The sequence below is a fragment of the Allobosea sp. LjRoot9 genome (assembly GCF_964252745.1).
Lineage (GTDB): Bacteria > Pseudomonadota > Alphaproteobacteria > Rhizobiales > Beijerinckiaceae > Allobosea.
Genome location: NZ_CAXUPC020000007.1, coordinates 192,049 through 204,465 on the forward strand (window position 1 = coordinate 192,049; position 12,417 = coordinate 204,465).

The 12,417-nt window shown below is 67.3% G+C and carries 9 protein-coding genes and 1 tRNA gene; 7 read left to right on the plus strand and 3 right to left on the minus strand.

What is annotated here, in order from left to right:
• The first annotated feature begins 350 nt into the window (after nucleotides 1-350).
• A complete protein-coding gene (gene mgtE, locus ACSQ3P_RS23795; RefSeq protein ID WP_436167944.1) occupies nucleotides 351-1,736 on the plus strand; it encodes a magnesium transporter in 1,386 nt (461 codons plus the stop codon).
• Between the two features lie 36 nt (nucleotides 1,737-1,772).
• On the opposite strand, the gene ACSQ3P_RS23800 is transcribed toward mgtE, so the two are convergent.
• A complete protein-coding gene (locus ACSQ3P_RS23800) occupies nucleotides 1,773-3,731 on the minus strand; it encodes a M23 family metallopeptidase (protein WP_436167945.1) in 1,959 nt (652 codons plus the stop codon).
• Nucleotides 3,732-3,899: 168 nt separating this feature from the next.
• Nucleotides 3,900-7,181 carry an ATP-binding protein gene (locus ACSQ3P_RS23805; RefSeq protein WP_436167946.1) on the minus strand — a complete coding sequence of 1,094 codons (3,282 nt, stop codon included), beginning with the start codon at nucleotides 7,179-7,181 and terminating at the stop codon, nucleotides 3,900-3,902.
• A 231-nt stretch (nucleotides 7,182-7,412) separates the two neighbouring features.
• Here ACSQ3P_RS23805 and ACSQ3P_RS23810 point away from each other — a divergent pair, with 231 nt between their 5' ends.
• The 5 genes from ACSQ3P_RS23810 (at nucleotide 7,413) to ACSQ3P_RS23830 (ending at nucleotide 10,252) form a co-directional block, all read left to right on the plus strand.
• Nucleotides 7,413-7,808: a phasin gene (locus tag ACSQ3P_RS23810; RefSeq protein ID WP_092169438.1), complete on the plus strand. Its 396-nt coding sequence runs from the start codon at nucleotides 7,413-7,415 to the stop codon at nucleotides 7,806-7,808.
• A 162-nt stretch (nucleotides 7,809-7,970) separates the two neighbouring features.
• A complete protein-coding gene (locus ACSQ3P_RS23815) occupies nucleotides 7,971-9,044 on the plus strand; it encodes a hypothetical protein (RefSeq protein ID WP_436167947.1) in 1,074 nt (357 codons plus the stop codon).
• Nucleotides 9,045-9,193: 149 nt separating this feature from the next.
• A tRNA-His gene (locus ACSQ3P_RS23820) sits at nucleotides 9,194-9,270 on the plus strand.
• A gap of 180 nt (nucleotides 9,271-9,450) precedes the next feature.
• The gene (locus ACSQ3P_RS23825) at nucleotides 9,451-9,879 is read left to right on the plus strand and encodes an Hsp20 family protein (protein WP_436167948.1); all 429 of its coding nucleotides are present in this window, start codon (nucleotides 9,451-9,453) and stop codon (nucleotides 9,877-9,879) included.
• Between the two features lie 106 nt (nucleotides 9,880-9,985).
• The gene (locus ACSQ3P_RS23830) at nucleotides 9,986-10,252 is read left to right on the plus strand and encodes a DUF1150 family protein (protein ID WP_244546373.1); all 267 of its coding nucleotides are present in this window, start codon (nucleotides 9,986-9,988) and stop codon (nucleotides 10,250-10,252) included.
• A 24-nt stretch (nucleotides 10,253-10,276) separates the two neighbouring features.
• Here the strand turns inward: ACSQ3P_RS23830 and ACSQ3P_RS23835 are convergent, their stop codons facing one another.
• Nucleotides 10,277-11,053 (minus strand): alpha/beta hydrolase, encoded by a 777-nt coding sequence (locus tag ACSQ3P_RS23835; RefSeq protein ID WP_436167949.1) that lies wholly within the window; start codon nucleotides 11,051-11,053, stop codon nucleotides 10,277-10,279.
• 109 nt (nucleotides 11,054-11,162) lie between these two features.
• Here ACSQ3P_RS23835 and ACSQ3P_RS23840 point away from each other — a divergent pair, with 109 nt between their 5' ends.
• Nucleotides 11,163-12,380, plus strand: a complete 1,218-nt coding sequence (locus tag ACSQ3P_RS23840; RefSeq protein ID WP_436167950.1) for a glycosyltransferase family 4 protein — start codon at nucleotides 11,163-11,165, stop codon at nucleotides 12,378-12,380.
• The last annotated feature ends 37 nt before the right edge of the window (nucleotides 12,381-12,417 follow it).

Here is a 12,417-nt window from a genome sequence, read left to right on the forward strand (position 1 = left end):
CTTTCAGATGGGATCACTTTATGAGCCCATCTGAAATCATCCGGCTCTCGAGCAGGATGCGAAAAAGTGGGCACCGGTTTTTCGCATTGATCCTGCTCTCGCTCTTAGATGAGGGGCCGATCGAAGCCGCTCATCCTTATGCAGATTTTATTTGACGCGCGGCGTGGCAGGGTGCACTTCGCCCACGCCGCCGGACCTTCGGGGAAGGCCGCAATCAGGAACCCCAATCGCAATGCCAACCGACAGTCCCAGCCGACAGTCGATGCCGTCCGCCGCCGCCTCGCGCGCCTGACCGGGTAACCGGCTCGCTTGCGATCGGCCGATGACGGCCGATCGCAAGGAATAGAGCCATGAATGATATCGTCGCGCATGACAGGGGCGCAGCAGCTCCCGATTTGCTGGCCAAGACGCTGGCCTGCACATTGGCGCAGGAACACATCGCCGACATCGTCGAGACGCTGAACGATCAGGACACCGCGACCATCGCCGAGGTCCTCGTCGCCTTGCCGTTCGAACGCGCCGTCGAGGTCCTGGACCAGCCCGAACTGTTCGACGCGCCCGCCGCGCTCACGCTCCTCACCGATGAGCGCGCGGCGGCTTTCCTCTCCGCCATGTCTGCCGACCGCGTCGCCGACATTGTCCGCGTGCTCGACGCGCCCGTGCGCGAGCGCCTCACCGCGCGGGTCGACCAGGAGACGCGCTCGGCCCTGACGCGGCTGCTCTCCTATCCCGAGCACAGCGCGGGCTCGATCATGACGACCGAGTTCGTCAGCGTGCCGGCGAACTGGACCGTGGCGCAGACGCTCGACCATATCCGCCATGTCGAGCGCTCGCGCGAGACGGTCTACGCGACCTATGTGCTCGACCCAGCGACGGGCGCGCTCATTTGCGCGGTGCCGCTGCGCCGGCTGATCAGCAGCGCTTCCGATGCGGTGGTCACCTCCGTCGTGCCGGCGCACAAGCCGATCAGCGTCACTCCGGCGACGGATCGCGAGGACGTCGCCCGGCTGATCTCGAAATACAATTTGCTCGCCGTGCCCGTCGTCGATCCCGCCAATCGCGTCATCGGCATCGTCACCGTCGACGACGTCATCGATGCGATGATCGAGGAGACGACGGAGGACGTGCAGAAGCTCGGCGGCATGGAGGCGCTGGACGAGCCCTATAACGAGATCGGCTTCGCACGGATGATCCGCAAGCGCGCCGGCTGGCTCTCGATCCTGTTGCTCGGCGAGATGCTGACGGCCTCGGCCATGCAGTATTTCCAGGATGAATTGGAAAAGGCGATCGTGCTGACGCTGTTCATCCCGCTGATCATGAGCTCGGGCGGCAATTCTGGTTCGCAGGCGACCTCGCTGATCATCCGGGCGCTTGCCCTGCGCGAGATCAGCCTGAAGGATTGGTGGCGGGTCGCGCTGCGCGAATTGCCGACCGGGTTGACGCTGGGCGCCATCCTCGGCGCCATCGGCGTCGCGCGCATCGTGCTCTGGCAGAAGCTCGGCATCTACAATTACGGCGAGCACTGGGCCCTGATCGCGGCAACCGTGGGCGGTGCGCTGATCGGCATCGTCACCTTCGGCTCGCTGATGGGCTCGATGCTGCCCTTCGTCCTGAAGCGGCTGGGCTTCGACCCCGCCAGCGCCTCGGCGCCTTTCGTCGCGACCCTCGTCGATGTCACCGGCCTGGTGATCTATTTCGGCGTTGCCGCGGTGATCCTGAGCGGGACCTTGCTCTGAGGCATCGATGGCAGGCGCCGGGGCGAGGCTGCGCGATCAGGTCGGATGTCCACCCGGCGCCACCGCCACGGTCGCGTCGACATGGTGGCGCAAATCGTCGATCTGCTTCTTGTGCTCCTTGAACTCGGCCAGCGCCGCGCCCTGAAGGGCGCGGCTGCTGGGCAGCTTCACCTTCATGGGGTCGACGAAGTGCCCGTTCGTGGTGACTTCGTAATGGACATGCGGGCCGGTCGAGAGGCCCGTCGTCCCGACATAACCGATGATCTCGCCCATATGGACGGAGGCGCCCGGCTTGATCCGGCGGGCGATGCTGGCCATGTGGTTGTAGGCGCTGGCATAACCATTGGCGTGCTCGAGCTCGACCCGGTTGCCGTAGCCGGAGTGAACCCCGGCGGCCGTCACCGTGCCGTCGCCTGCAGCCATGATCGGCGTGCCGCGCGGGGCGGCCCAGTCGACGCCGTTATGCAGCCGGGAATAGTGCAGGATCGGGTGGTAACGCATGCCGAAGGGCGAGCTGATCCGCCCCTCCTGCACCGGCTTTCGCATCAGCAGTTTCTTGAGCGAGACGCCGTCATCGTCGAGAAAGTCGAGCTCGCCCGTTTCCGATGAGACATAGCGGTAGATCTGCTGCGTTTCGCCGCCGGTGGACAGCGCCGCATAGAGCAGTTCGCGATGGTTTGCCGGCGTCGGCTGGTCGTCGGTGAAGACCAGTTCCAGCCGGTCTCCGCTGCCGGCATGCTGCTTGAGGTCGAGGCCGGCCGCGAAGGCGCGGATGAAATCGTCGATCACCTCACGCGGCACATCGCTCTTCAAGGCGCTGGCATAGGCGCTCTGGTAGAGCGTGGCGTTGCTGCCGTCATCCTCCTCGTCATCCTGATCCGCCTTGCCCTCAGGGCCGTCATGGCCGTGCGCGGGCAGGGCGACGGTGACGAAGCGGCCTTGATCATCCAGGGCCACGACCTGCTGCGGGCCGCTCTCGTCGAACAGGGTGACGCGCTGGATCGTGCGGTCGCCGGCCTCGGGGCCGATCGTGACGCGCAGATGCTGGCCATCGGGCAGATCACTTCTGGCTCGTTTGCCGAGCGCGGCGAGGATCGCGGCGACGCGCTCGCTGGAGGCCCCGTTTGAGGCGAGCGCCGCGGCGAGCGTCTGCCCGCGCTCGAGCGCGATATCGACATCGCCGAAGCGCTCGCGGTTGTCGGCGCCAGCCGAAACATCCGTGACATTCTCGGGAATGATCCGGACATCGAGCGAGCCGAACCGGCCGGCATCCTCCGCATCGGCTTCGGCGCTGGCCGATTCGCCGACCATGCGCAGCGTTCGCGACAGGATGCGCTGATTCGAATAATCGGGCGGCAATTGCGGCGAGCCGGCCGAGAGCCGGGCCATCTCGGCGATCTGTTCGTCGATCGCGGCGTCGGACAGGCCCGGAGCATCCGGCTCGATGATGAGCGCGGCGAGATCCCGGCGCGTGACGGAGACATCCGCGTCGGCGGGGTCGGTCGCGTCCTGGGGCGGCGCCTCACGCGTCGAGCCGGCGAGCAGCCGGGCAGGGTCGAAATCCGGGATGTCGAGATTGGCGATGGGAAGCGGCGACAGGGCGACGGAGACATGCGCAAAGGCATGCACCTTGGTGATCTCGCGCCCGGCCGCGACTTCCGTCAAGGGCGCGCGGAAATGCTGCGTCGTGCTGATCGCGAAGCTGTGCTGGACCAGGCTGTCGCTCTTGCGGGCCGTCTTGCCCGCCGCGGTTTCGTCATTATGCGTGGGGGCGGCCTTTTCCGGCCGCTGCGCCGTGACGTGGTCACCCTCGGAGACATAGAGCGATGAGCCCATCAGGGCGGCGCCGAGCAGGCCGATCAAGGCGCAAGCCGAGAGCCAGCGCCAATTGACCGAGCGGTGCTCGGAAACCGGCAACCCAGCCGGGGCGGCGAATGGATCGGCAAGAGGCTCGGCGCTGTCGTCGTAGAGGAAGTTCAACTCGGCTCCGCCCATCCAGCTCTCTAAGAGTTAGAGCAGGATCGACGCGAAAAACCGGTTTCCACTTTTTCGCATCCTGCTCTGGGCTGCCGGGCCTCGGGGGCAAGCGCCGGCGCGCCCCGTCTATGCGCCGGCCGAGACGGCGAAACTATGGCCGCGGAAGAACCTTACCCGGCAAGAATCTTAGCCAGCCAGAACCCGCTGCGGCGGGAAGGTGATCTCGACCAGCGTGCCTTCCTTCTTGACGCTGGTGATGCTCATCGCCGCGCGGTTGGCCTCGACCAGCGCCTTGGTCAGCGGCAGCCCCAGGCCGGTGCCGCCCTTGCGGCGCGTCGTCGGCACCTGGCGGAAGGGTTCAAGCGCCAGAGCGAGCTCGTTGTCGTCCATGCCGATGCCGGTATCGCGTACCCGCAGGATCGCTTCGCCCTGGTCGCCGAGCGCTGTCGAGACGATGACCTGGCCGCCGGCGTCGGTGAACTTCACCGCGTTGGAGAGCAGGTTGATCACGATCTGGCGAATCGAGCGCTGGTCGGCGACGACCGGTGGCAGCTTCGGCGAGAGGCCCGAGCGCAGCACCACGCGGCCGCGCTGCGCCTCGGGCTGCAGCAAGGCGACCGTCGAGAGCGCGATCTCGTTCAGATTGACGCTGACGAAGTCGAGGTCGAGCTTGCCGGCCTCGATCTTGGCGAGGTCGAGCAGGTCGTTGACCAGGCTGATGACGTAGCCGCCCGACTGATGGATGTCGCGCAGATATTCCTTGTAGCGGTCATTGCCGATCGGCCCGAAGCGCTCCTCCGCCATCACCTCGGCGAAGCCGATGATGGCGTTGAGAGGGGTGCGGATCTCGTGGCTGATCTTGGCGAGCACGTCGGATTTCTGGGCGCTCGCCTTCTCGGCCGCCTTGCGCGCCTCGACCAGCTCGCCCTCGGTCTTCTTCCAGGCGGTGATGTCGCGCAGCACGGCGCAGAAGCGGCGCTCGGAGCCTTCCGTGATCTGGCCCATGGTCATGAATAGCGGGATTTTGCCGCCCTGGCGCACCCGACCGACGACTTCGCGCCCGTCATTCATCACCGAGGCGACGCCGCCGCCCTTCAGCCCTTCGAGATAGTCGAGTGCCGGAGCATGGCTCTCGGCGGCGAAGAGCAGGGTGAACAATTCGCCGGTGACCTCGCGCTGGTCGTAGCCGAACAGCGCCTCGGCGGTCTTGTTGAGCGACAGCACGCGGCCGCGCTCATCGACCGTGACGACGCCGTCGGTCGCTGTGTCGAGCATCGCGACGAGTTCGCTGATGCGGGATTCGCGTGCGTCGACATCGAGCCGCAGGGCGTTGACGCGGGCGGCACTCTCCTCGTCCTCGGCCGCGAACTCCGCCGCAAGCTCGGCTTCCTCGGCCTCGTCTGGCGTCAGCACCTTGACCTCGCCGCCGCCATCCGGGTGGCGGAAGGCCATCAGCGTCGCCGCTTCGCCCAGCCAGGACACGCTGGAGAGCACGGCGTTGACGCTGACGAGATGGTTGAGCCGGTCGATCAGGATCATCGCGCCGCCGTCGGTGCGTGAGGCCTCCTTGATCAGACGGCTGACATTGCCGCCGGCCTTGAGATCATCGAGATCGGCATAGTCGAGCAGGTCGAGCAGCGTGCGGTTGGCGTAGAGCGCCTCGTCTCCGCGATTGACCAGAACGGCGATCGGCAATTTGTCGAGCACGTCGGCATGGGAGTTGGGCTGCCGCTGCCGCGCGGTCTCGGAGCTGGGCTCCGCTGCAGCCTCAGTCGGCGCATGCGTCGGGGCAGGCAGATCGGCTGGCGCCAGTTCGGCCAGGTGGCGGCCAAGGGCGGCGTCCTGGTCCCGCGGCTCGGCTGCAGGCGCGAGCGGCTGCTCGTTGCTCTCCTTCAGCCGCAACGGCGCGACGGGGGGCAGGCGCGGGCTGATCTCGTCGTCGCCGGCGATGCGCGCGCCCAGCGCCTTGGCGATCTCGCGGAAGGCGTTGCGCTCGGCCGAGCTGAGATTGGGTTTTGAGGGCTCCAGCACCGGCCGGACGCTGGCGAGGTGGCCGTTGCGCAAGGGCACGATATTGCCGCCGGGAGCGGGACCCTCGGATACGGCCGGCGAGGCAGCTTCAGCTTCCGGAGCCCGTGTGTCTTCCGGAGCCTGGGTCTCGTCCTCGGCTGCGGGAACCGGTTCGGGCGCCTCCGCTGCGGCCTCGTTGTCTTCACCTTCAAGCGCCGCTTCGTCCGCCTCCAGCGTGGAGCCGAACTCGGCCTCCGCCGGCTCAGTGGCGGGCGCTTCGATCTCTTCCACAGCCTCGGCCTCGGCGACAAGCGGGGCAGGGGCCTCGACCGTTACGGGCTCCATGGCCGCCGGGAGCTCCGCCGCGACGACGGGGCTTTGCTCGGCTCCGGGCTCGGCGTTCGCAGCCTCGGGCGTAGCTGACTCGATCTCTTCCACAGCCTCGGCCTCGGCGACGGGCAGGGCAGGGGCCTCGACCGTCACGGGCTCCATGGCCGCCGGGAGCTCCACCGCGACGACGGGGCTTTGCTCGGCTCCGGGCTCGGCGTTCGCAGCCTCGGGCGTAACCAACTCGATCTCGTCTGCGGGTGCGTGCGTGCTCGCCGTATCAGGAAACGGCTCGCGTTCCGTCAGGCGCGCGAGGCCGAAGCCGCGGAAACCGGCGAATTGGCGTGCGGCATCCAAGAAGGGCGCGCCCGACAATTCGACGCGCGCACCCTCCTGCGGCAGCTCGGTGCGCCACAGCACATGATGGCCGCTCCAGGTCGTGCCGCTGGCGAGACGCTGGGCAAGGCCGCCATCCCTATCGATCAGGTCATGGCCGATGATCTGCGCCCAGTTCCGCCCGGGCAGAGCCGCCGCGGCTTGCGGCCCGGCGAACTCGGCGAAATCGGGAGAGACGCTGGTCAGGCGCCCGGTGGCATCGCTGTTCCAGAGAAAGCGCAGCAGGGCGCGGCGCGGTGTCGCTGGCGCCGGAGGTGGGGCAACGGGAGCTTGGGCAGCTGTGGCCGTCGCCACGGTCGATTCGGCGGTGGGGATGTCTTGTGCCTGGTGCGTGCTCCCGGCCGCAGGCACTGCGACGCCGAGCCGGCGCATCTCGTTGGCCGGGATGGCTATCGCCAGCACCTGGCCTCCATCGGCTCCTGTGAGCAGCCGGCAGCCGCAGGTGATCATGGTTGCGGAGAAGCCCGAGGTCAGCCGCAGCCGCTCGAGTCTGATGCCGTCGCGCGGCGCAAGGCCTCCAGCCAGCAAAGCGAGCCTCTGCCGCGTCGGCGCCGGCAGGTTTGCGGAGAGGCCGTCTCCGCCCAGCAGCGCCCGGGCACCGGTATTGGCGAAACCCGGCCGGCCGGCCTCGGCATCCCATAGCAGCACGGCCCCGCCGTTCGCGAAGGACACAAGCCCGGCGTCCTGCGCCGCCGCAGCGCCTAGTCGCGCCCAGTCCTGTCCGGCTTCGCTCATGCTTGCCTGCTCGTTTCAGTCCACGCCCTTATGGCTAACAAATCTTTAATAGCGCCCAAATGATAGCAAAGCCATGGAACTGAGACGGGCTCTCCCGCGTCTCGTACAAACAGCGTTAACGTGAGCGGGTGGGCAGGGTCGCGTGCCGTTGTCATTGCGGCGCAATAATGATATTGCACTGCACAATGACCGCGCCTGCTCATGAGTCATTGCAACAGGAGGATGCCCCCGATGAACGGCAAGACACCTTACGAAGTGCCGACTGAAATGCGCGAATTCGCCGAGAAGAGCGTCGACCAGGCCCGCAAGGCTTTCGACGGTTTCATCGGCGCGGCTCAGAAGGCCGTGGATACCGCTCACGGTTCGGCCGAGTCGGCCCGCGCCAATGCGCAGGACGTGACCCGCAAGGCGATGAGCTATGCCGAGACCAATGTCGCGGCCGCCTTCGACCTCGCCCAGAAGCTGGTGAAGTCCAAGGACCTGACCGAGGTCATGCAGCACCAGTCCGAGTTCCTGAAGTCGCAGATGGCCGCGCTCCAGAGCCAGCTCAAGGAGATGGGCTCGGCGGCGCAGGATGTCGCGAACAAGGTCGCCGAAACGGCCGCCAAGGCGACGAAGGCCAAGTAAAGGCCCGAGTGAGGGCCTAACTGAAGGCCAATTGAGTCGCGACGGGCGCCCTGGCCGCGCCCGGAAGCGGACGAGATGAAGACAGAGCGGCCGGGCGTCGAGCCCGGCATGCGTCGTTTTAGCGTTTGCGCGCGTTGTTTTCTCTTTTGATGGAGGATCGCGATGGTCAAATCTGCCCCGACCAAGCCTACCCCGGCGAAGACGACTGCCCCGACAAAGACGACTGCCAAACCGCCGATCAGCCTGGCGCCGGTGAAGGCGTTGCCCCCCATCCCCGAGACGCCGGCCCCCGTCATTGCCAAGCCGGTCGAGGTCAAGCCTGTCGCAGCCGTCGCTCCGGCGACGCCGCCCGCGGCGCCAAAGGTCGAGGCGCCCACACCCGCCATCGTGCTGAAGCCGGAAGCTCCCAAGGTAGAGGCTCCCAAGGTTGCCGCTCTCACGCCGGAGGCTCCGAAGGTCGAGGCTTCCAAGCTCGCTGACAGCAAGGTTGAAGCTCCCAAGGCCGAGACGCCCAAGGTTGCGGCTCCCGAGGTTGCTGCTCCCAAGCCGAGCGCGCCTTCGGCGAAGGCCGCAGAGCCGGCCGTAAAGGCTGCGCCGAGCCCGGCTCCCGTGATCAAGCCGGTTGCCCCGACGAAGCTCGCCGCGAAGGTGGTGAAGCCGGCTGCGACCCGCATCCCGCCCGCCAAGACGCGCATCGAGAAGGCACCCGCGATCAAGGCGGCGGCCAAGAGTACGGTGAAGAGCACGGCCAAGGTCGCCAGCCCGGTTGCGCCTGTCGCTCCTCCCAAGGCCGTGGCCCCCACGATCGTTGCCTCCAAGGTTGCGACCCCCAAGGTTGCGCCCCCCAAGGCTGCGGCCCCGAAGATCGTCGAGGCGGTGAAGCCGGCCGTCGCCAGATCGGCCGAGATCGTGACGTTCACGGGCAAGACAGCGCCCGCTCCCGTGGCCGCGCTGGTTCCGAAGTCGCCTGAATTCGCCACCGTCACTGCAGCTACCGTGGTGACGCAGACGCTGGCTCTGGCGCGCACCTTCGGGGCGCTGCAGGCCCGCATGCTGGATTATGCCTGCGCGGAGTTGAAGGCGACGCTGGGCGAGGCCGAGACGCTGGCGCGTACCGACAGCGCGGCCGACGCCGTTGTGCTTCAGACCAAGGCCATCCGCCGCGGCTATGAGGCCTATTCGGCCCATCTCAACGACCTCGCGCAGATCGCGAGCACACCCCTGCGTAGGGGTTGAGGGCAAGGGCTGAGGGACACGCGAAGCGCCACTCCAAAATCCGTTGGGCGCGGCGTGAATTCGACGGTTGCAATCGGCTGGCGACCGCACTAGGTTCCGCGCCGCCGCCGATCGTGACTTTGCGACCGATCGCCAAGCGCCGGGTGCGGGCAGCCATAGCTCAGTTGGTTAGAGCGCTAGATTGTGGATCTAGAGGTCCCCCGTTCAAGCCGGGGTGGCTGTACCACCCGCACCATTGTCGAAGTCCGGTTTCACCGCCGCACTTCGGACGCGCCGCCCGGCAGGCTCTTGAACCGGTCCGTTTCTCTCGCCATATCTTGATGGATGGGAGGGTTCGCCTCCCACCGGTGGGGTGCTGCGACCAGCGGGCCCTGCATGATCCGAGAGGGCGCCTTTCGAGGGCCGTATGACGCGTACGCCAAGTCTGTCGCATCCGTTCCTGCTGGGGTTCGATGATATCGAACGCGCGCTCGACCGGGTGACGAAGGGGGGCAGCGAAGGCTACCCGCCTTATAACATCGAGCGCATGCCGCGTTGCGAGGACGAGCCCGACCGGCTCCGAATCACATTGGCGGTAGCGGGTTTCGCCCGCGAGCAGCTCGAGATCACGCTGGAAGAGAACCAGCTCACCATCCGGGGTCGCCAGAGCGACGACAAAAGCCGGCAATTCCTTCATCGCGGCATCGCGGCGCGCCAATTCCAGCGCAGCTTCCTGCTGGCGGACGGAATGCAGGTGATGGGAGCCGATCTCTCCAACGGACTTCTCGCGATCGACTTGGTGAGGCCGGAACCTGAGCGCCTCATCCGGCGTATCGATATCGTGAGCCGGGATTGACCGGCAAGGTGACCGGCAGGACGGGTGCAGCGCGGTTTTTGCATCTGTTCATAATCTGAGGCGTATTCTGAAAGCCGCTACTCGCACTGCTCTGAAGGAGGGCGCGATGAACGAAGATAGAACGATGATCCAGACCACTCCTCTGACCCAGGCCGAATTCGCGGCGCTTGGTACGGGCGAGGTCGCTTATCTGAAGCCGATGACCTCGGACGAGCTCCTGCGCATCTTCCCGCAGGCGCCCGAGATCCAGCCCGGCCTGCAGCTCTTTGCACTGCTCTCGGCCGATGGCGCGCCGATCTTGGTGACCGATTCGCGCGATGCCGCGACCGCCAACGCCTGGGAGCACGATCTCAGGATGGTCAGCGTCCATTGATGCTGCTTCAGGCCGGACGCTGCCTCAGGCCGGGGCCGTGATCCCGGCGACTGCTGACGTCAGCCGGGCGATGTCGCCCGGCGTCGAGAGACGGTGATCGCCATCCTTGATCAACGTCAGCAGGACGGGATCGCCGGCGAGATGCTCGACGAGCTTGACCGCTTGCCGCCACGGTACATCGGGATCGGCCATCCCTTGCAGGATATGCACCGGGCAGCCGGTCCTGATCGCGCTTCCAAACATCAGATGCCTGCGGCCGTCCTCGATCAGCGCGCGCGTAATCGGCGTCGGATCGGGCGAATATTCGGACGGCCTCAGCCAGACGCCATCGCGCAGGATGGTCTCCCGGATTGCCTCCGGCATCAGCGCCCACATCAGATCCTCGGAGAAATCGACGGCCGGCGCGATCAGCACCAGCCCGGCCGGTGCGAGCGCCGTGCCCAGCAGCTTGCGGGCGGCGAGCAGGGCGATCCAGCCGCCCATCGACGAGCCGACCAGGACCGGCGGCCGGTCGCAGAGGGCGGCGATCATCGCCAGCGCGTCTTCGAGCCAGTGCGACAAGGTCCAGCGCGCGAAATCGCCGCCGGTCTCGCCATGGCCGGCATAATCGAAGCGCAGGAAGGCACGGCCCGTCTGCCTCGCCCATTCCGCCAGCGCCTCGGCCTTGGTCGCGCGCATGTCGGAGCGGAAGCCGCCGAGCCAGAGCACGGGGGCGCCATCGCCGGGCTGCGCGAGATAGGCGAGCTTGCGCCGTTCAGCGCCTTGCCCGACGTCCAGCCATTGCGGCGCGTCTCGCTCCACGTCAAATCTCCTGTGACGAATCTGCCTTGCGAGGCGAATATAGGCTGCGCTCGCGCGGCGCACGTGGTCGTATCGCCGTTTGTAGAAAGAGTTCTCTGAAACTGTGAGCATGTCCTTCCAGCCCGGCGCGCATCTGTCGCTGCCCTCGACCGAGACGCACCCGCTCAGCGGCCGCACCATCCTGCAGATCATTCCCGATCTCGAGGCGGGTGGAGCCGAGCGCACGGCCGTCGATATCGCCAAGGGCCTGACCGATGTCGGCGCGCGCGCGCTCGTCGCGACCGAGGGCGGCCGCCTCGTCGCAGAATTGCAGGCCAAGGGCGGCGTCTGGCTGCCCTTTCCCGCCGCCACGAAAAACCCCTTCGCCATGGCGCTGAATGTCCGCCGCCTGGCGCTGCTCTGCCGGCATGAGGGCGTGGAGCTGATCCATGCCCGTTCGCGCGCGCCGGCCTGGGTCGCGCTCGCGGCGGCTCGCTCGCTGAAACTGCCTTTCGTGACGACCTATCACGGCTCCTATGCCAGCCGCTCGGTGGTAAAGACGCTCTATAATTCAGTGATGGCCCGCGGCGACGTGGTGATCGCGAATTCGGGCTATACGGCCGACCTGATCCTGGCCAAGCACGGCTTTGCGCGCGACCGCATCCGAGTCGTCCATCGCGGCACCAATTTCTCGGCCTTCGCGCCGGCCGCCGTCGGGACGGAGCGCATCCAGGCCCTGCGCGCGGCCTGGAAGGTCGAGCCGCATCAGCGCATCGTGCTGCTGCCCGGCCGGCTGACCAGCTGGAAGGGGCATCGCGTCCTGATCGAGGCCGCCCGCATCCTGCGCGATGGCGGCGATGCCGAGACCGCCTTCATCATGGCCGGCGACCCGCAGGGGCGCGACGGTTATGTCAAGGAACTCGACCAGCTCATCGCCAAGGCGGGGCTGGAAGGCCGCGTCAAGCGCGTCGGCCATTGCACGGACATGCCGGCGGCGCTGCTCTCGGCGGCCGTGGTCACCGTGCCCTCGACCGAGCCCGAGGCTTTCGGGCGCGTCGCGGTCGAGGCGCAAGCGATGGGCGCGCCCGTCGTGGTGGCCGATCTCGGCGCCGTGCCCGAGACCGTCCTGGCCCCGCCGCAGGTCACGCCGGCCGAGCGCACCGGCTGGCGCGTGCCGCCCGGTGATGCTGCAGCGCTCGCCGCCAGCCTCGCCGAGGCGCTGGCCCTGCGCCCTTCCGCGCGCGATGCCCTGGCGCGGCGTGCGCGCCAGCATGTCGAGCGGCATTTCTCGCTGGAGACGATGGTGGCGGAGACGCTCGACGTCTATTGCGCGCTGTTGGGTCGGTAAATGCATAACAGGGGGGTGGAATGCGGCAGGCGTATGC

What these genes read in the sequence shown, in the direction of transcription:
- mgtE (WP_436167944.1), top strand. Translation starts at nt 351, where the DNA reads ATGAATGATATCGTCGCGCATGACAGGGGCGCAGCAGCTCCCGATTTG.
- ACSQ3P_RS23800 (WP_436167945.1), bottom strand. Translation starts at nt 3,731, where the DNA reads ATGGGCGGAGCCGAGTTGAACTTCCTCTACGACGACAGCGCCGAGCCT.
- ACSQ3P_RS23805 (WP_436167946.1), bottom strand. Translation starts at nt 7,181, where the DNA reads ATGAGCGAAGCCGGACAGGACTGGGCGCGACTAGGCGCTGCGGCGGCG.
- ACSQ3P_RS23810 (WP_092169438.1), top strand. Translation starts at nt 7,413, where the DNA reads ATGAACGGCAAGACACCTTACGAAGTGCCGACTGAAATGCGCGAATTC.
- ACSQ3P_RS23815 (WP_436167947.1), top strand. Translation starts at nt 7,971, where the DNA reads ATGGTCAAATCTGCCCCGACCAAGCCTACCCCGGCGAAGACGACTGCC.
- ACSQ3P_RS23825 (WP_436167948.1), top strand. Translation starts at nt 9,451, where the DNA reads ATGACGCGTACGCCAAGTCTGTCGCATCCGTTCCTGCTGGGGTTCGAT.
- ACSQ3P_RS23830 (WP_244546373.1), top strand. Translation starts at nt 9,986, where the DNA reads ATGAACGAAGATAGAACGATGATCCAGACCACTCCTCTGACCCAGGCC.
- ACSQ3P_RS23840 (WP_436167950.1), top strand. Translation starts at nt 11,163, where the DNA reads ATGTCCTTCCAGCCCGGCGCGCATCTGTCGCTGCCCTCGACCGAGACG.